14 protein-coding genes and 1 tRNA gene are annotated in these 17733 nt (G+C 57.4%); 6 read left to right on the forward strand and 9 right to left on the reverse strand.

Annotation, left to right across the window (positions count from 1 at the left end; translation table 11 throughout):
• Window positions 1–137 precede the first annotated feature (137 nt).
• The 6 genes from tig to ACVDG9_RS13465 form a co-directional block, all read right to left on the reverse strand.
• Window positions 138–1487 carry a trigger factor gene (tig, locus tag ACVDG9_RS13440; protein ID WP_055654535.1) on the reverse strand — a complete coding sequence of 450 codons (1350 nt, stop codon included), beginning with the start codon at window positions 1485–1487 and terminating at the stop codon, window positions 138–140.
• A 571-nt stretch (window positions 1488–2058) separates the two neighbouring features.
• Window positions 2059–2143 (reverse strand) — tRNA-Leu (locus ACVDG9_RS13445).
• A 91-nt stretch (window positions 2144–2234) separates the two neighbouring features.
• On the reverse strand, window positions 2235–3770 hold the full coding sequence (locus ACVDG9_RS13450) for an NAD(P)H-hydrate dehydratase (RefSeq protein WP_447238188.1): 1536 nt from the start codon (window positions 3768–3770) through the stop codon (window positions 2235–2237).
• 75 nt (window positions 3771–3845) lie between these two features.
• On the reverse strand, window positions 3846–5465 hold the full coding sequence (locus tag ACVDG9_RS13455; RefSeq protein ID WP_152506453.1) for a CHASE domain-containing protein: 1620 nt from the start codon (window positions 5463–5465) through the stop codon (window positions 3846–3848).
• A 234-nt stretch (window positions 5466–5699) separates the two neighbouring features.
• Window positions 5700–6746 (reverse strand): sensor histidine kinase, encoded by a 1047-nt coding sequence (locus tag ACVDG9_RS13460; RefSeq protein ID WP_447238189.1) that lies wholly within the window; start codon window positions 6744–6746, stop codon window positions 5700–5702.
• Window positions 6747–6815: 69 nt separating this feature from the next.
• On the reverse strand, window positions 6816–6977 hold the full coding sequence (locus ACVDG9_RS13465; protein ID WP_031268407.1) for a DUF1328 family protein: 162 nt from the start codon (window positions 6975–6977) through the stop codon (window positions 6816–6818).
• 466 nt (window positions 6978–7443) lie between these two features.
• Here ACVDG9_RS13465 and ACVDG9_RS13470 point away from each other — a divergent pair, with 466 nt between their 5' ends.
• Window positions 7444–7782 (forward strand): P-II family nitrogen regulator, encoded by a 339-nt coding sequence (locus tag ACVDG9_RS13470; RefSeq protein WP_006934743.1) that lies wholly within the window; start codon window positions 7444–7446, stop codon window positions 7780–7782.
• A gap of 127 nt (window positions 7783–7909) precedes the next feature.
• The gene (gene glnA / locus ACVDG9_RS13475) at window positions 7910–9319 is read left to right on the forward strand and encodes a type I glutamate--ammonia ligase (RefSeq protein ID WP_055656579.1); all 1410 of its coding nucleotides are present in this window, start codon (window positions 7910–7912) and stop codon (window positions 9317–9319) included.
• A gap of 167 nt (window positions 9320–9486) precedes the next feature.
• Here the strand turns inward: glnA and ACVDG9_RS13480 are convergent, their stop codons facing one another.
• Both ACVDG9_RS13480 and ACVDG9_RS13485 read right to left on the reverse strand, forming a co-directional pair.
• Window positions 9487–10533, reverse strand: a complete 1047-nt coding sequence (locus ACVDG9_RS13480; RefSeq protein WP_447238190.1) for a DmpA family aminopeptidase — start codon at window positions 10531–10533, stop codon at window positions 9487–9489.
• Between the two features lie 110 nt (window positions 10534–10643).
• Complete coding sequence (locus ACVDG9_RS13485) at window positions 10644–10916, reverse strand: hypothetical protein (RefSeq protein ID WP_031268405.1); 273 nt, start codon at window positions 10914–10916, stop codon at window positions 10644–10646.
• Between the two features lie 183 nt (window positions 10917–11099).
• Between ACVDG9_RS13485 and ACVDG9_RS13490 the strand changes: the two genes are divergently transcribed.
• Window positions 11100–11318, forward strand: a complete 219-nt coding sequence (locus tag ACVDG9_RS13490; RefSeq protein WP_022998411.1) for a hypothetical protein — start codon at window positions 11100–11102, stop codon at window positions 11316–11318.
• Window positions 11319–11441: 123 nt separating this feature from the next.
• Window positions 11442–12695, forward strand: coding sequence for a tyrosine--tRNA ligase (gene tyrS, locus ACVDG9_RS13495; RefSeq protein ID WP_022998410.1), 1254 nt, complete (start codon window positions 11442–11444; stop codon window positions 12693–12695).
• A 127-nt stretch (window positions 12696–12822) separates the two neighbouring features.
• Here tyrS and ACVDG9_RS13500 read toward each other — a convergent pair whose 3' ends face one another.
• A complete protein-coding gene (locus tag ACVDG9_RS13500; RefSeq protein ID WP_447238191.1) occupies window positions 12823–16068 on the reverse strand; it encodes an AsmA-like C-terminal domain-containing protein in 3246 nt (1081 codons plus the stop codon).
• A gap of 245 nt (window positions 16069–16313) precedes the next feature.
• Between ACVDG9_RS13500 and bcp the strand changes: the two genes are divergently transcribed.
• Both bcp and ACVDG9_RS13510 read left to right on the forward strand, forming a co-directional pair.
• Window positions 16314–16781: a thioredoxin-dependent thiol peroxidase gene (bcp, locus tag ACVDG9_RS13505; protein WP_062491612.1), complete on the forward strand. Its 468-nt coding sequence runs from the start codon at window positions 16314–16316 to the stop codon at window positions 16779–16781.
• A 35-nt stretch (window positions 16782–16816) separates the two neighbouring features.
• Entirely contained in the window at window positions 16817–17650 is an 834-nt protein-coding gene (locus ACVDG9_RS13510) for a ferritin-like domain-containing protein (RefSeq protein WP_055654549.1), read from the forward strand.
• The last annotated feature ends 83 nt before the right edge of the window (window positions 17651–17733 follow it).

The raw sequence follows: 17733 nt of genomic DNA on the forward strand, positions 1-17733 counted from the left end.
GTCGCCCTCAACGCAAAGTCATGACAGATGCGGCGTGAATGCAAGGTTAAATCTGCGGCCACATCTGGGGATAGACGGGAAAACCAACCGGCCAATCTGGCCGCTTTCGAGGGCCTTCCCCCGAAAGCGGATTGACCTTAAGCCTCGTCTTCTTCCTCGGCGACCAGCTTCTCCAGCTCTTCCTTGGTCACCGTCTTGTCGGTCACCTTGGCGAGTTCCAGCATGAAGTCGACGACCTTTTCTTCGTAGATCGGCGCACGCAGGGAAGCCAGAGCCTGCTGGTTGTTCTTGTAGAATTCGAACACCTGCTGTTCCTGGCCCGGGAACTGGCGGACGCGGTCGTAAAGCGCGCGCTGCAGTTCTTCGTCGGTCACCTGGATGTTGTTCTGCTCACCGATTTCGGACAGAACCAGGCCGAGACGAACACGGCGCTCAGCGATCTTGCGGTATTCCGCCTTCGCTTCTTCTTCCGTGGTCTCTTCGTCTTCGAAGGTCTTCTCGTTGCGCTTCATGTCTTCTTCGACCTGGCGCCAGACAACGTCGAACTCGGAGTTCAGCAGTTTTTCCGGCAGATCGAACGAATAGTGCTCGTCCAGCTTGTCGAGCAGCTGACGCTTCACGCGCTGGCGGGTCATCTGACCGAACTGGCCTTCGATCTGGCCCCGGACGATTTCCTTCAGCTTGTCGAGAGACTCAAGGCCGAGGTTCTTAGCGAACTCGTCGTCGACCTTGGCTTCACCCGGTGCCGCAACTTCCTTGACGACGATGTCGAAGGTGGCAGCCTTGCCGGCCAGATGTGCAGCCGGATATTCTTCCGGGAAGGACACTTCGATGACCTTCTCGTCGCCAGCCTTGACGCCAACAAGCTGCTCTTCGAAGCCCGGGATGAACTGACCGGAACCCAGAACCAGCATGCCGTTCTCGTCGGCACCGCCCTCAAAAGGCTCGCCGTCGATCTTGCCCAGGTAGGACATGGTCACGCGGTCGCCGTCTGCAGCCGCGCCGTCTTTCGCATCGAACGGTGCGTTGTTCTTGGCGATCTGGGAAACTTGCTCGTCGACTTCTTCTTCAGCGATTTCAACGACCGGACGCTCGATTTCGATACCGGCGAAATCAACGATCTCGAAGCTCGGCAGAATGTCGTAGGTCATCTTGAAGGAAAGATCGGCGTCACCAGCCATGATCTTTTCAGCATCTTCTTCCGGCAGATCGATTTCCGGGGTAAGAGCCGGGCGCTCGGAGCGCTCCTCAACAGCCTTCTGGGTGGTTTCCTGGATGGTGTTCGACAGGATCTCGGCCATGGCCTGACGGCCATACATCTTTTTCAGATGGGCGAGCGGAACCTTGCCAGGGCGGAAGCCCTTGATGTTGGCCTTGGATTTCAGGTCGGCCATGTAATCGTCGAGCTTGGCGGCGAGATCACCAGCCGGAATGTCGATTTTCAGCTCACGCTTGAGGCCCTCGGAGAGGGTTTCGGTTACCTGCATGGGTTTTGTCGTCCTCGGTCCCGAGCGGCAATCCGCCCCGGAGGTTTCGTTTTTAAAATCCCGTGTGCCACATCGCCTGCACTCCCCTTTTGCCGGGAGCGTTCAAACGGCCATGCATCGCCTTGAAGAGACTCCAAGACGCACGATGGGAGCGCGATACTGCGTAGGCCCGAAAGTGTCAAGGGGAGAGCGGGGTTTTGCTGGCGTAAATCGCCTAAATTCAGCTCTTTCGATCAAGGGATTTGGTCTCTTCCAGGAGCCGGAAGCCAATTCCGCCAACCTCGCCGGCCTGCAGTTAAGAACCGCTCCCCGTCGCCGATCCTAACAACCAAATGCCAGACCACGCCAAACCAGAGCTTGGCCAGAGCTTGACCAGACCGGCCCGCACTGCTGAAGCCACACGGAACGCACATTTGCGCCGCGCAACAATTCCGCACAGTCAACGGTGACCGACCAGGCCGAGTACCTCGTGACCAAAAACCCGGCTACCAAATGCGATGGTTCTCGACAAAAAGCGCAACGTCGAACGACAAGCGCCGAATGCCTACAGGATGGAAATCACTTTGAAGAATGGTGCGGATGGAGGGACTTGAACCCCCACGCCTTGCGGCACCAGAACCTAAATCTGGCGTGTCTACCAATTTCACCACATCCGCGTCGCAACAAGTGGCAAACCACCCTGCGATTGAAGCGGGGCCTCTATAGCATCGCTGATTTTCCCGTCAAAGGAAAAAGCAGTGCCCTGCCTCACCGTAAATCGGATTTCTCCACAAGTGCGCGAAGCGCGGGTTTCAGGGCACTCTCAAGATCTTCTGCGATCAGCCCCGGCCCGGCCTCCCGGCCTGCTTCGCCATGTAGCCAAACGGCCATGGCAGCCGCCTCGAAGCCGGAAACACCCTGCGCAAGCAGACCGACTACAATTCCGGCAAGCACATCACCAGACCCGGCCGTTGCAAGCCATGGAGGTGCGTTGCAATTGATTGCCGCACGCCCATCCGGCGCAGCGACAACGCTGTCCGGCCCCTTCAGAATCACGACAGCTCCGGACATTCGTGCTGCCTCCCTGGCACGGGTCAGCTTGCTACCTGCAAGTTCCGGGAAAAGGCGAGCAAACTCTCCCTCATGCGGCGTCAGAACGACCGGCGCGTTATGCGACCTGATGCTTTCGAAAAACGGAGCGCGATCATCGGCGCAACTCGTCAGACCATCGGCATCGAACACGCTTGCCCGGTTACAGTCCAGGATCTCCGCTACCGCAGATCGGGTCTTTTCACCAACACCATAGCCCGGACCGATCAGTACCGCGTTGAGGCGCTTGTCCGACAAGAGATCGCGAATACCGTTTTCAGAGGCAACCTTCTTCAGCATTACCACCGTCAGATGGCTTGCGTTGACCAGAAGCGCATCCGGCGGTGACGCCAATGTTACGAGCCCCGCCCCCGCCCGCAGCGCAGCGCCGGCCGACAACCGCGCAGCACCGGTTGCCGTGACCGGACCGCCAAAGACAACCGCATGCCCTTTGGAATACTTGTGACCGGTCGGCGCGACTTGTGGCCAATGGTCAAGCCAGAGGTCCGGCCCATTGATGAAAGTATCGGGAGCGATTTGATCGAGAACGGTTACATCGATGCCAATCTGCGCAACTGTAACCCTGCCGCAGGCTTGACGACCGGGATAAAGCAAATGCCCCGGCTTTTGCCGAAAGAACGTGACCGTCTCTTGCGCACTGACAGCCTCACCACAGACAACACCGTCTGCGCCCTGAACTCCGGATGGAAGATCTACCGCAAGAACAGATGCGTCGCACTTGTTGACAGCTTTCACCAAAGCTTCGGCGGCTCCGCCTAAAGCGCGGTCCAGCCCTGCCCCGAAGAGACCATCCACGATCAGATCGGCGCCATCCAATAAAGCGCCTAGATCGCTCGCGATATGATCGCCCTCAATAGCAAGTGCATAAGAAAGCCCCATGCGCCGAAAGGCTTCAAGCGCATCCCCCTTCAGAGCATCGGGCGCTTTGAGCAACCTGACATCAACGCCGTATCCGGCCGACGCCAGACAGCGCGCCGCAATGAAACCGTCACCGCCATTGTTGCCGGGACCGCATAGAATGACTATCCGGCCTGAAGCCGGAACCATCCGCGCCGCAGCACGTGCCACAGCCTGGCCGGCCCGCTCCATGAGTTCGATACCTGGAACACCCCCCTCAATGGTCAGTCGATCGGCTTTCGCCATCTCCTGCGGGGTCAGCAACACATAATCCAGGGCCGTGCCATGCTGGCTCATTTTTAGGCAGTCCCTTCCATGTTCAAACGGCGCTTGAGAATGCACTCGGGCAAATCATGGCCCAGCAGCCGATTCTCAGACCAGTGGCACGGAAATCCGGATGGCGACACCCTTCTCGGTGAACTGCCGATCGATCTTGCCATTCATCTCACCAGCCACCAACGCTTCCATGAGCCTGCTGCCGAAGCCAAAATTCTTCGGAGCTTCAATCACTTTTCCGGTCTCCTCAAGCCAGTCGAGCTCAAGCTGCTTGCCTTTTTTGGCCGGCAAGACCTTCCAGATAACCTCGAAGCGTCCGTCATCAGCAAAGACATCGGAATATTTCATCGCGTTTGTCGCAAGCTCGTGAAACACCAGACCAAGTGCATGGGTGCCGGTCTCGTTCAGTTGAACGGCCGGGCCTGCAAGCTTGATGCCCTTTGCCCCCTCACCAAAGACCTGCTCCAGTTCCTGCAGAAGCAATGCTTTCAAGTCTGCCTTCGACCACCTGGAACGCGTCAACAGATCCTGCGCATTCGCCATGGCCTGCAGGCGAGAGCTGAACGAATCGTTGAATTCCTCCAGGCTTTCGGAGGCCCCGGCGGTCTGGCGAGCAATCGCGAGAATGCGTGCAATTGAATTCTTGATCCGGTGCTTCATTTCCTGAAGCATCAGATCCTTTTCCTGGATCGTCTTTTCAGACATTTCCTTCAGGCGCTGATTGGCCTCTCTCGCCCGCAGGCGGGAGCGAATCGAAACCGCGAGCGCAGCGGAGAAAAGCAAAGATATCGACCCGAGCATGAAGGTACGCCAATAAAGAAAGGCGTTGTCCTTTGAAGCGGCTTCGATAACGGAGATTTCCCAAATCCGTCCGCCGACTTCTATCTGCCGTGTCACGAGATTTTCAGCTTCCGCAGCGCGCGCCTCATAGTCTTCAGAGGTGTACAGGTGCTCCGGCTGCTCGTCCGTCACGTCGGTCGTGTTGACAAGGACCGGTACCGGGGTCGGAGAAGTCAGGGCAGCCTTGTGCAGGTCTCCGGCACGGAAAGGCGCATAGACAAAGCCCTGGATGCTTTCTTCGCCGTTCAGTTTTTCTCCGGCAGCTTCCTCTTCACTTGCCAGCGGGAGATACGCCAGGAACCCAGTCTGCTTCTCCTCCGTGATTTCCTGAACCAGCATGACAGGGGCTGATACCTTGACTGTAAAGGTGTCTGCGGACGCCAGCATGGCCTTGCGGCGGGTTTCGTCACTGAACATATCGAAGCCGAGTGCAGCCTTGTTTCGCAGGTCCAGCGGTTCAAGCAGTATGATGGGGGTGCGATGTGCCTGGTCCGTCTCGGGCCAGACCTGACGGTCCAGTTCGTAATTCTGCTGCAATGCCAGGCTTGCTTCATCTTCCCTGCCGGTCTGCATCAGCTTGGCAAAGCCGATTCCCTGCATGCCGGACAAATGCCCCTTCAGGAACAGGCCAAGGGCAAAGCTCTGGAATTTGGCCCTCGACATGGCTCCGCCATCCGCTTCGAAAAACGAATGCGTCGCAGCAATGAGAGAAAAGTTCTGCTCGGTGCGCCCGCGGATCCGGTCGACCGCCTCTTCTGCGAGTATTTCGAATTCCCGCCGCTCAACCGCTCGCTCCCTGTCCAGAATGACGTAGGTCAGCGACAGGCCGATAGCGGCACTTATCACGAACACAAGAAGGGGAATGTGTCTTTTCATCGCCGCGGGCCTGATCCGGGAAGAAGGTATGGGGACAACAGAATTAGGAAGTTTTCACGATGCAAGCAACAAAAATCACTTGTAGAACCAACAACAAATTTCAAAATATCATCATAACATTTGTTAATTTCAATATTCATTGAAGTATTTAAAAACAACCAATCCGTGAAGGCCCTACAGCCGCCGACCAGCCGAATGAGTTACTGCGAGAAGTGAAGAATTTGAACGCAGAATTCAAGCCCGAAGCAGGTCTTCACCCACTTCCCGCCGAACGTTGTACTCAGTCTTCGGAAACACCACGCTGTAATCTATTCCGTCAGAGGAGATGCTCAATTCGGCAGAACCGCTCAAGGATTGAGGCAGCACTGTTTCGAGCAGCAAGGCGGAAAATGCGGTTCTGTCACCATCTGCTTCACCTGCGGCAAGCGCCTTTTTGGTATCAACCTCGCCCCTCTCGCCTGCATTCCAGTTGAGAACGAGGCACAACCGGCCCTGCCTCATCACCGTTTTGCAGGTGAGCAATATTCCCTGGTCAGCCGAAGCCCAGCCGACGTCCAGTGTTGCGGCGATCAATTCATGCAAGCCCAGGCCGATGTAAAGCGCAGCATTGGGGGTCAGCAAAGGGTTTTCGCCCGTCATGGAGATGGGAATGACCCGCTTTGAATCAAAAAGCGCGCGTTGAGCTCGGGCAAGATCGAACAGGCGAACACCGAACCAGTCAGCTTCCGTCACAAGATCCTGTGAATTTGAAAGGGAAAAGATCCGCCCCTGAAACTCGGCAAGAAACTGCTCGAGCGACCCGGCGTAGCGAGCGGACTGGCCTGCCAGGCTCTGGATGACAGCCAGAAGGTTCTTCGATCTGTGACTGACTTCCAGCAGCAAATCCTTGAGCGCCTGCTCTCGTCGACGGCTTTCCGTAACATCGACAACGGTTGTCAGCACCTGGGTGATGCCTTCAACACCGGAAATCGTTTCGATGTGGATCTCGAAAACGTGGCCACCTTCAGCCATCACCTCGAGCTTCTCCGAACGCCCCGTCTCCAGCACTGTCTTCTTGGCGTCATCGAGCTGCCTGCCCACGGAATGACCGAAGACCGTTTCGTCCTTCGGGGTCTCTCCCTCGGGCACCGACCATATGTGAGGCAGGTTCGCGATATAAAGGTATTGAAGCGCGTCGTCCTGCAAGGTGACGCAGGCACGCGAACGAAGCAATGCGAGAATGAGATATTCTCGAAGCTGCTCATCAGACTGGCTGGCGTTGTGCCATGTGAGCCTGCGCACGGATAACCTCACATTAAACTCAAAAGAAGCGAACCCCGATGGCGTTTCGTGGGTCCAGGATATTCGTTGCTACCTTCGTAGCATGCCCGCAATCAGGGAAAGCACAAAAACTGCAAGGAACAGCCCGATCAAGATTTGTGCAATCGAAGCCGACATGCCCGCCATTCCAAAAAACCCGAACAAACCTGCGACGAGAGCAATGGCCACCACAGCCAAAGCGTAGAAAAGCATAGCCGTCTCCATATTCCAGTTCTTCTGCAACGCGTAAGGGCGGGGATGGTTCCTCATTCCGGAAATCAGCCAGGAACCGCCCGTACATCGGAGCAACGCCCCCGGCAGCGCCGGCTGGAACTGTCGATTGACTTGAGATTGTGCAAAATCATGCAACCACTGAGCAGGGCAATCTCATCCGATTGCTAAAATTCAGCCTATTTTTTAGGCTCTTTGCTTATTTTGTGATCATATGACAAATGGGATAGGCGACTGACCACCACCCCGCTGATAGAATTTGCCGCTTTTAGTGGCGGATTTCCCAGCGCGGGTAAAATTTACGGGTTGTCATGGCCGTTTGGCACACATCGTGCTTTATAGCTTGCAACGGTCCCTTCCGGGCCCGACCGGGTCGTTTTGTCCCGCAGGATCGGAAAAGGGCACGCCGAAATTATCCGGCCTTAAAAGTGGAGAGAGACACAAGGTGATGAAAAAGATCGAAGCGATCATCAAACCCTTCAAATTGGACGAGGTCAAAGAAGCTCTGCAAGAGGTCGGTCTCCAGGGCATCACCGTTACGGAAGCCAAGGGCTTCGGCCGTCAGAAAGGCCACACGGAACTCTATCGCGGCGCTGAATATGTCGTGGATTTCCTGCCGAAGGTGAAAGTGGAAATTGTACTTGGCGACGACATGGTCGAGAAAGCCGTTGACGCAATCAGATCCGCTGCGCAAACAGGCCGCATTGGCGACGGCAAGATTTTCGTTTCAAATATCGAAGAAGCAGTCCGTATCCGTACCGGTGAATCCGGCATAGACGCTATCTGACCCACCCATTCCGGCATTCGCCGGCAATCCGAATTCCGGTCCCACGCAACGGAGCCAAATTTAAGACACTCTGCCGGGCCGGAACAGTACCCAACCGTTCACATGAAAAACTAAAGGGATGGACATTATGACCACTGCCGCTGAAATCCTTAAGGAGATTCAGGAAAAAGACGTGAAATTCGTCGACCTGCGCTTTACCGATCCTAAGGGTAAAATGCAGCACGTCACCATGGACGTAGTACTCGTTGACGAAGACATGTTCGCTGAAGGCGTCGCTTTCGACGGTTCGTCAATCGCAGGCTGGAAGGCCATCAACGAGTCCGACATGATGCTGATCCTGGATCCGGAATCTGCACACATCGACCCGTTCTTCGCACAGTCCACCATGGCGATCTTCTGCGACATCGTCGACCCGGTCACCGGTGAAGGCTACAACCGCGATCCGCGCATGACCGCGAAGAAGGCAGAAGCCTACGTGAAGTCCGGCGGCTTTGGCGACACCATTTTCGTCGGCCCGGAAGCTGAATTCTTCATGTTCGACGACGTCCGCTTCACTGCCGACCCGTACAACACCGGCTTCATGCTCGACAGCTCCGAACTGCCGTCCAACATGGGTTCCGAGTACGAAACCGGCAACCTGGGCCACCGTCCGCGCACGAAGGGCGGTTACTTCCCGGTTCCGCCGATCGACAGCGCACAGGACATCCGTTCCGAAATGCTGTCCGTCATGGCCGAAATGGGCGTTCCGACAGAAAAGCATCACCACGAAGTGGCTGCTGCACAGCACGAACTCGGCATGAAATTCGATCACCTGACCCGTTGCGCCGACAACATGCAGAAGTACAAGTATGTCGTCCACCAGGTCGCACATGCCTACGGCAAGACGTCCACCTTCATGCCGAAGCCGGTATTCGGTGACAACGGCACCGGCATGCACTGCCACCTGTCCATCTGGAACAACGGCGAGCCGACCTTTGCCGGCAACCAGTATGCCGACCTTTCGGAAAGCTGCCTGTACTTCATCGGTGGTATCCTGAAGCACGCCAAGGCCCTGAACGCCTTCACCAACCCGTCGACCAACTCCTACAAGCGTCTGGTCCCGGGCTACGAAGCACCGGTTCTGCTGGCCTATTCCTCGCGTAACCGTTCGGCTTCCTGCCGTATTCCGTTCACCGCTTCTCCGAAGGCTAAGCGCGTTGAAGTTCGCTTCCCGGATCCGTCCGCGAACCCGTACCTCTGCTTCTCCGCTCTGCTGATGGCCGGCCTCGACGGGATCAAGAACAAGATCCACCCGGGCGACGCGATGGACAAGAACCTCTACGACCTTCCGGCCGAAGAGCTTGCAGAAATCCCGACCGTTTGCGGCTCCCTGCGCGAAGCACTGGAAGCAGTCGATGCAGACCGTGAGTTCCTGAAAGCCGGCGGCGTGTTCGACGACGACCAGATCGACGCTTACATCGAACTGAAGATGGAAGAAGTCGAGCGTTTCGAAATGACCCCGCACCCGGTCGAATTCGACATGTACTACTCTGTCTGATCCCTTCGGGTTCAAACAAGCGGAAAGGCCGGGCATTTGCCCGGCCTTTTTGTTTTCCGAGCAACCCGCTTTCCATGTCTCAGCGCAAGAGTGAGTGGGTTACCACCGACGGTTCCTCAAGCAGCCTTGGCCAGCCTGACAAGCCCCACGAGAAAATCGCGAGCGACCTAGGCGCGCCCGTCAAGCCAATCGGCAAGAGACGGCCGTTTGCTACGCCCCCGCCCACGCATGGCGGGAGACGCAATCATCGCATTGAGTACAGCCTCCTGCGTCGTTTCAGCTGCGGCCTGAAACAGGACATCGATCTTGTCTTCCTTGAGAATATCGCGAACGATAAAATCGCATTCCTCAAAATGAGCAATCTTGCAGGCAGTTGAAAAGGCAAGTGCGATATCGCCGCTTCCATTGCCGTAGTAGGCACCCAGACGCGCCAAACCCGCCCCGGCTCTGCGGGCAATGCGTTTCAGTTGCCGGCTTTCAAGAGGCACATCAGTCGCCAGAACAACGATGACCGAACCGCGCTCTTCGCTATGGCGCGCCTCCTTGGGATGCGGTCTGCGTCCATCCGGCAGGACAAGGTCTCCGGGGCGACCGAAATTGGCAAGCACCAGGGCGGCAAGTCTGTGCTGACGGCCTCCAAGTTCAAAGACGCGCGAGGCCGAACCGATACCGCCTTTGAAGCCGAACGCGCTCATGCCCGTCCCTGCCCCGACACTGCCCTGCTCCACCGTCGAACCTGCAGCCTTCAGAGCCGCTTCCGCATCGGCTTCGCTCAAGGCCATTGCCTGAATATCGCTCAAGTAGCCGTCATTGCACTCCATCACCACGGGATTGATAGTGCCTGTGGACCGGCCTATTTCAGGATTTTCGGCAATTGCCCTGCGGATGAGCGCGTTCACACCGGTTCCAACGCCAAAGGTGTTGGTCAGAAGGATCGGCGTTTCCAGTGTCCCGAGTTCGTCGACCTGTATCAAACCAGCACTCTTTCCGAAGCCGTTGATCACCTCGACGGCGGCAGGAAGTTTCTCGCGAAAGAGATTGCCCGGGTGCGGCACGATTGCCGTGAAACCGGTTCTGAGGTTGCCCTCGCACATGGTTCTGTGCCCAACCGCAATACCATCGATGTCCGCAAGGGTATTCAGGGGGCCGGGTTCCAGAGTGCCGCATATGAGGCCATGAACGCGAGTGGGAGAGAGCGAGGAAAAGGAAGACATGGAACACCGGACGAATAATTTCACTGTCCAGTGTTGAAAAGGAGGTTCAACCAAATCTCAAGACGAAAAAGCCTCCCGAAGGAGGCCATTCGCTTGTGCTGTGGATGAGATCAGTAACAGACGCGCTGGTATCCGACGACGATATACCGACCATGATAAGGGCTCCAGCGGGTCACAGGCCGGTTCTGGCAGCGGACCGGCTGGTAGTAGCGCGGCTGAGCCTGGGAGGCGATGATAGCGCCGGCAGCAAGGCCGATGATGGCACCTGCGGCAATCGCGCCACCATGACGGTTCTTGGCATGAGCTTCGTTCGGGGTAATGGTGACGGCAGCGGTTGCCATGGTGGCGACTGCGACGGCGGCTATTGCAAACTTGCGAAACATGACGGCTCCTTTCAATTGTTGAACAGCGGCTTTCGTTGCGCTGCTGATGAATTGAATGTAGGCGCCGCCTGCTATGTTGGCTGTGACTGTAATCACGCTGCGTCACTTTCGCCAGAGTGTGTGCCGGAGCGTGTTGGGAAAACGTTGGGGACCTGGGGTCTCACAAATAAGTAGGAGTTATCCATGTGGGTGATTATGGCCGTATCCATTCAGCTTTTGAGCGGTCCCAATGTCTGGCCGGTCGCCGATGAAGGCACTTTTCAGGATGAAGCGGAATGTCAGGCCGCACTGAGCGAAGCCGTTCCGCGGACACTGTCGGAAGGCATGCGCCTTGCCTGGGAGGGGGGCGAATTGAAATTCGTCTGCGTGAAGGTGCGCGCCAACGGCCAGGTCGGCAACTAACCAGCGGCAGAGCGCTGCAGCGTCCTGATTTTCCGACAGGCGCAATTTACAAGTCCTGCGGCACGCGCTAGAGCACGACCGCAGGAATGCCGGCAGGCACACAAGACGGACGGACAGGCGACTATGAGCGAGTTCAAATCGGACTTTCTAAACGTTCTTTCAGAACGGGGTTTCATTCATCAGATCTCGGACCCAAAGGGCCTGGACGAGCTTTGCGCGAAAGAAACCGTAACGGCCTACATTGGTTTCGATTGCACCGCACCGAGCCTTCATGCCGGGTCTCTCGTGCCGATCATGATGCTGCACTGGTTTCAGAAGACCGGCCACCGGCCGATTGCCCTCATGGGCGGCGGCACCACGCGCGTCGGTGATCCGTCCGGCAAGGACGAATCCCGCAAGATGCTCACCGAAGAGCTGATCGAGGATAACAAGGCCGGCATCCGCAAGGTCTTCGAAAAACTTCTCACCTTCGGTGACGGCCCGACAGACGCCATCATGCTGGACAATGCGGACTGGCTTCTGAAGCTCAATTACGTTGACTTCCTTCGCGACATCGGCCGGCACTTCTCGGTCAACCAGATGATCCAGCGCGACAGCGTGCGCTTGCGCCTGGAACGCGAACAGCATCTGTCCTTCCTCGAATTCAACTACATGCTCCTGCAGGGCTACGACTATCTGGAGATTTACCGTCGCACCGGTTGCCGGCTACAGATGGGCGGCTCCGACCAGTGGGGCAACATCCTGTCCGGCACCGATCTCGTTCGCCGTCTGGCAGAAGTCGAAGCCTTTGCCCTCACCTCTCCGCTTCTGACCACGTCGTCGGGTGCAAAGATGGGCAAGACCGCCGCCGGCGCTGTGTGGCTCAACGAAGAGCAGCTTTCCGCCTATGACTACTGGCAGTACTGGCGCAACACGGAAGACGCCGACGTGGAGCGTTTCATGAAGCTCTTCACAGTTCTTCCAATGGACGAAATCGCACGTCTTGCGGCACTGCAAGGCTCGGAGATCAACGAGGCCAAGAAGATACTGGCAACGGAAGCGACTGCCCTGATCCATGGTCGGGAAAACGCTGAAGCTGCTGCCGAGACCGCCCGCAAGGCATTTGAAGAAGGTCAGTCCGCCGAAGGCCTGCCGACGGTGGAAATTGCCAAGGCCGAACTGGAAGCCGGCATAGGTGTGCTATCCGCATTCGTGAGTGCGGGCCTGTGCGCTTCGAATGGAGACGTCCGCCGCAACATCAAGGGTGGCGCGGTCAAGATCAACGACAAGGGCGAGCAGGACGACAAGCGCCAGATCACGCTTGCTGACCTGACCGGTGACGGCATCGTCAAACTGTCGCTCGGCAAGAAAAAGCACGTGCTCCTGAAGCCGGTCTGAGTTGAAGCACTCCAGAACTGATAAAAAGCCGGGCACCGCCCGGCTTTTTTTGTTCGGCAATAAGAGTGACAGGAACAAAGGCCTTCGGCAGCAACCTGGTCCGCCAGACATTGGCTGGTGCGATTGCTCAGTTCGCCTGAAACTCGAACATCTTGCGGAAAATGCCCGGTGCTATCGCCGAAATCGGGTTGACCGAGAGCACCGGGTCGGACACCGAACCAGACAAGCGATAGGTCACACCGATCAGGCCTTCTCCGGAATTGCCACCGAGCGCAAAGCCCAGCAGCGGGATCTTGGCGAAAAAATTGTTGAGAGCGTAGATCGGCACGAAGGTACCGGTAAGGTTGAGCGTCTGCTGCGACAGATCCACCGAGCCACTGACAGTTCCTCCCAGTGCGTTGCCCTGGAGAGCCCCGCGACTGATGGTCAGCAATTCGCCTTCCCGTGAGAAATTGATATCCAGCGTTTCGAAACTGGCGGTGTCCGCAGCTTCGTTGGTATTGATCGCACGCCCGTCCGGGATGCGATTAGAGCGGTTCTGCTCGCGGATACGCTGAATGGCCGGATCTTCCGTGATCCGCAGTGAACGCACGTTGAAATCGCCGACCCAGCTGTTCTCGTCGGCCATTGCCACATTCAGGACCCCGGTTCCACCGCGCATACGCTTGTAGAGGTCAAGGAAACGCAGTGTTGCGCCTGTGTTTGCAAAACGGCCAATTGCCGCCTGCGTGCCGCCCTGGTCCGTCACCGTGAATTCGAAATTCGCACGGCCGTTCACAAGTCCCTTCAAGTCCGCAGAGACCAGTCCCTTGGCACCGGTATCGATCTTGCCCGAGAATTTCTCGATCGCCTGATTATTGAACCCGGTGACACGGTCAATATTGGCGGCAATTCTTGCACCGCCCGAAAAATCACCGGCTCCCTTGCTGCCGCCGGGGCTCCGCATGCTCTTGATCAGGCCGCGTCCGTCAAAGGAAGATCCGGCGAAGATGATGTCATAGCGTCCGTCTGTCGCCTTCTGGATATCGACTTCGACATTGTCGCCAGGGCGCAGCTTGAATGTATTGAACGATGCGCTGACAAGATCGCCGGCCATCGACAGTTGCATCGAACCGGCAACATCGACGCCCTCTGATACCAGCTTGAAATCCTTCACGCGGCGCTGTGTGTCCGTCTCAACCAGCTTGAAAGACGCCGTTGCGGGAACACCCTTGGCTTTTTGCCAACCGAGCGCCTGCAGCCGGACATCCGTCTGTTTCAGGTCGATGACGAATTCCTGTCCGTCACTGACCTTTGCAACGCTCAACGTCATGTTGCCTTGGAGAAAGGCGGTCAGATCCACCCCCTTCTCTTTCAGCTGCTTCGCGTTGAGCGCAACAACAACATCCTGTCGTGCCGCAACACCGGATTCGCCCAAGGGCACCACAAGGTCGATATCGGCCTGCAATCCGTCGAGTATCCCCTTGCCGGTAATCGCGACCTGATCCTTATTGGCCTCCAGCGCAACATCCGACTTGCGCACCGCGTGCCCCATGATCGGATTGCTGTCCGAGAAATTCGTCAGACGGCCTGTCGCCTGCCAGTCGATATCGGCAAGATCGATTTCATTGCCCAAGGGAAACGAAGCCGTGATTTCAAGTTCTCCCGCCCCTTCGACGCCATCATTCTTGAGATCAGCCCGGTCCAGCACGCGGAAAGGCGCACTGTTGACCATCGCACCAAGGTCGCTCGCCGATCCCTCCATGCGGGTCTTCACGCTTGCCATCTTGCCGTCCCGCAAAGGCAGGTTCTGGATCGCGAAGACACCATCCGGCAGGGTAACCTCGCCACCACTTGAGGCCGTCGCCGTTCCGCCTGTCGCAGTCACGGTCAGTGTCTCGTTTTCAATTGTGAGCGTACCGTCGAGGCCATCAATCTGCGGAACGTCCCCAACAGGCGTGACTGCACCATCGGAAAACGTCATGTCCAGGCGCATGTCGTCCCCAGCCCAGCCCGGGTCCGGATCCCGCGGATCAAATGCCGGCGGGCGGAGCGCGCCCGTATAGGAAACGGTCTCGATCAAGCCACCTTTCAGGCGCTCGATGATCCAGCGGCGCGCCGGCGGCACAAGCGTGATCGGCCAGAGCTGCTTTGCCACTGCAACCGGTATCAACTCCCCATCAGCGGCCAGCGCCAGATAAGGTCCTTCCGGTGTAATCTGCAACGAAGCGACACCATGCACGACGGCCTTGCCCGAGCGAGCAGTGAAGCGGTCGACGGAGAGCAATTTTTCAAGCGGATCGAAACGCGCACGAATCTGGACGCCGTCCAGCATATGCGGCTCTTCGGGAACATCGGCTGAACCGAACTGCGGATATTCCGAATCCAGATTGATCTGCCACTCCGGACTATCACCAGCAACCGGCGAAACAGACCCCGTGAAGAAGATGCGTGAATTGCCGCGAATGACGTGCGAACTGGTAATTTCAATTGCGTCTTGTCCCGCCTCGAACAACAGGGACAGTGCTGCATCGTCAAATGCGACCAGTGTCTTGCCAAGTTGGAACCAGCCGTTGCGCACACGCGCAACCGCATTGGCGGAGACGAACTTGCCATCGCCTGTCAGTCTGCTCTCGATTTTGGCGGAGGCCGGGAGTCCCAGCCCCTTGCCCTGCACCGATTTCGCGTTTGGCCCCAGCAGTTCGGCAAGGGTGATTCCGTTGACCACGACCCCGATGCTCTTGGCATTCGCACCCGGCGGGGCGTTGCGCGCAAGCTCCAGTCTCCAGGTGGAGATATTGCCGGCAACTCGCGCGAACGCCCGTATCGAACGGTTGTCGTCACGCAGGATATCCGCGTCAATGCCTCGGTATCGTCTGGGGATGGAACCGGCCAACTCGAAAGAAGCGTCACGGATCTTGACGAAGCTGAGGCCTCGGCGGGCAAACTGGTCGTCCACTACATCGCTGACCCTGTCGACGGCTTCCATGAGCGGCCCCATTTCCGGAAACTTCGCCGGCCCGCCAGCCAGGACAATCCGCACATGGGGCCTTGTCAGGATTAGAGACGAAAAATGAAGCTTGCCGGAGAGCAGTGCATCCCGGTTCAGCGGCGCAGTCAGTTCAGGAAGACTGATGCTTACAGGTGACCCACCGGCGATCTCCGCCTTGGCATCCGAAATCAGGATATTGATGCCGTCCGGCGCAGTAAAATCGACACTGGCGCTGCCGATGGAAAGTTCAACCTGCCCTCGGGTGCCTTGATAGGCCAGCAGGCTGCCTAGAAGCGGAATGTGCACCGGCCCGGTTGCAAACAGAATGGCGATGCCGGCAACAAGACCAACCAGAACGGCGGCGACGACGTAGCGCAAGCGCTTGCGTTTTTTCGGCGTCACTTTGGCCGTGTCCTGAGATCCGCCGGTTTTAGGCAAATACGTCAATCCAATCTTTCGCCTGCATGCGTAAGACAGGCGCTTGGGTTCGGGTTCGGAGCAAAGCGCCGGGTTACCTCACTGCAGCTCCGGACGAGTCGCTGAGCGATTGATGATACTGCGAAAGCTTTGCTAAAAGCGACCGCAGCCATTGTAGACGCAGCCGGAAACCGGCATTAACGCACAAACTTTGACAGAAGGAAGGCATGATGAGCGAATTGGCCGTCGGGGATGTCGCACCGGATTTCGAACTAGAAGGGGATGGCGGCAACAAGGTGTCGCTGAGCGCCCTCAAAGGAAAACCCGTCGTAGTGTATTTTTATCCCAAGGATGACACGCCGGGCTGCACAAAGGAGGCTATTGCCTTCACTGAACAGTCCGATGCATTTGCCAAACTTGGCGTGACCATTATCGGGCTCTCGCCTGACACAGCCGCCAAACACGACAAGTTCATCGCCAAGCACAATCTGGCGATCAGACTGGGGGCGGACACGGAAAAGGAAGTCGCGGAGGCCTACGGGGTCTGGGTCGAAAAATCCATGTACGGCAAGAAATACATGGGTGTGGAACGCACCACCTTTCTCGTCGGTGCAGACGGCAAGATCGCCGAGATCTGGCGCAAGGTGAAAGTTCCAGGGCACGCGGATGCCGTTCTTGAGGCTGCGCGGGCCCTGTGAGTTCCCCACTGGAAACAGCAACCGGCAGCGCCAAGATGGTGACCGGAAGGGACAACTTGCCGCACACTCTGGTTGCCGGAGCGCGAGCGATCGTGTGCGCTTCCGATACAGCCGAAAAAGTGCGGCTTGCCTATGCTGTTTCCAGGGCCTGGTTTCAGCGTGAACTCGCTCTCGGATCTCCCTCGAGAGATGGTGCGATGCCGGATCGGCCGGGCCGGCCGGAAAAACCTGTTCTGCTTGCACCGCGAGACATGCCAAAACGCAGCTTGAAGGGCAAGGCGGGCCGCCTTGCCCTGATTCACTCCCTGGCACACATCGAGCTCAACGCAGTGGACCTGACATGGGATCTGATCGGACGCTTCGCGCACGTCAGGCTGCCCAGGTCCTACTATGACGACTGGGTGCGAGTCGGGCTTGAGGAAGCCAAGCATTTCGCCATGCTGCAGGAGCGCCTGGCGAAACTGGACGCCACCTACGGAGACCTGCCTGCCCACGACGGTCTCTGGCAGGCAGCGCAGGACACCGGACACGACCTTGCTGCTCGCCTTGCCATCATCCCGCTGGTACTCGAGGCAAGAGGCCTCGACATCACGCCACCGATGATCGAAAAAGCCCGCGAAATCGATGACGAAGACACCGCCAAATGTCTCGACATCATCTATCGGGACGAGAAAAACCATGTCGCCTTTGGCGCAAAGTGGTTCCGGTTTCTGTGTGACCGGCAGGGAATCAGGCCTGAGTCGGCATTCCACACCTACGTGCGCCGTCACTTCAGGGGTCCGTTAAAACCTCCCTTCAACGATCGCGCGCGGTCCGAAGCCGGACTAACTCCCGGTTTTTACAAGCCTCTTGCGCCTCTCATCGGATAAATTTCACAACCGTGAAGACGAATTATTAACCTTACCAAATTCTAATCAGGCTCAGATCTTTTGCAGAATGCAGGCAGTGACTG

Source organism: Roseibium sp. RP-7, from assembly GCF_053005225.1.

Excerpts from the sequence above, each read along its gene's own strand:
- ACVDG9_RS13490 (WP_022998411.1), top strand. The coding sequence starts at position 11,100 with ATGTGGGTGATTATGGCCGTATCCATTCAGCTTTTGAGCGGTCCCAAT.
- ACVDG9_RS13480 (WP_447238190.1), bottom strand. The coding sequence starts at position 10,533 with ATGTCTTCCTTTTCCTCGCTCTCTCCCACTCGCGTTCATGGCCTCATA.
- tig (WP_055654535.1), bottom strand. The coding sequence starts at position 1,487 with ATGCAGGTAACCGAAACCCTCTCCGAGGGCCTCAAGCGTGAGCTGAAA.
- ACVDG9_RS13450 (WP_447238188.1), bottom strand. The coding sequence starts at position 3,770 with ATGAGCCAGCATGGCACGGCCCTGGATTATGTGTTGCTGACCCCGCAG.
- ACVDG9_RS13470 (WP_006934743.1), top strand. The coding sequence starts at position 7,444 with ATGAAAAAGATCGAAGCGATCATCAAACCCTTCAAATTGGACGAGGTC.
- ACVDG9_RS13455 (WP_152506453.1), bottom strand. The coding sequence starts at position 5,465 with ATGAAAAGACACATTCCCCTTCTTGTGTTCGTGATAAGTGCCGCTATC.
- bcp (WP_062491612.1), top strand. The coding sequence starts at position 16,314 with ATGAGCGAATTGGCCGTCGGGGATGTCGCACCGGATTTCGAACTAGAA.
- glnA (WP_055656579.1), top strand. The coding sequence starts at position 7,910 with ATGACCACTGCCGCTGAAATCCTTAAGGAGATTCAGGAAAAAGACGTG.
- tyrS (WP_022998410.1), top strand. The coding sequence starts at position 11,442 with ATGAGCGAGTTCAAATCGGACTTTCTAAACGTTCTTTCAGAACGGGGT.
- ACVDG9_RS13510 (WP_055654549.1), top strand. The coding sequence starts at position 16,817 with ATGGTGACCGGAAGGGACAACTTGCCGCACACTCTGGTTGCCGGAGCG.
- ACVDG9_RS13485 (WP_031268405.1), bottom strand. The coding sequence starts at position 10,916 with ATGTTTCGCAAGTTTGCAATAGCCGCCGTCGCAGTCGCCACCATGGCA.
- ACVDG9_RS13465 (WP_031268407.1), bottom strand. The coding sequence starts at position 6,977 with ATGCTTTTCTACGCTTTGGCTGTGGTGGCCATTGCTCTCGTCGCAGGT.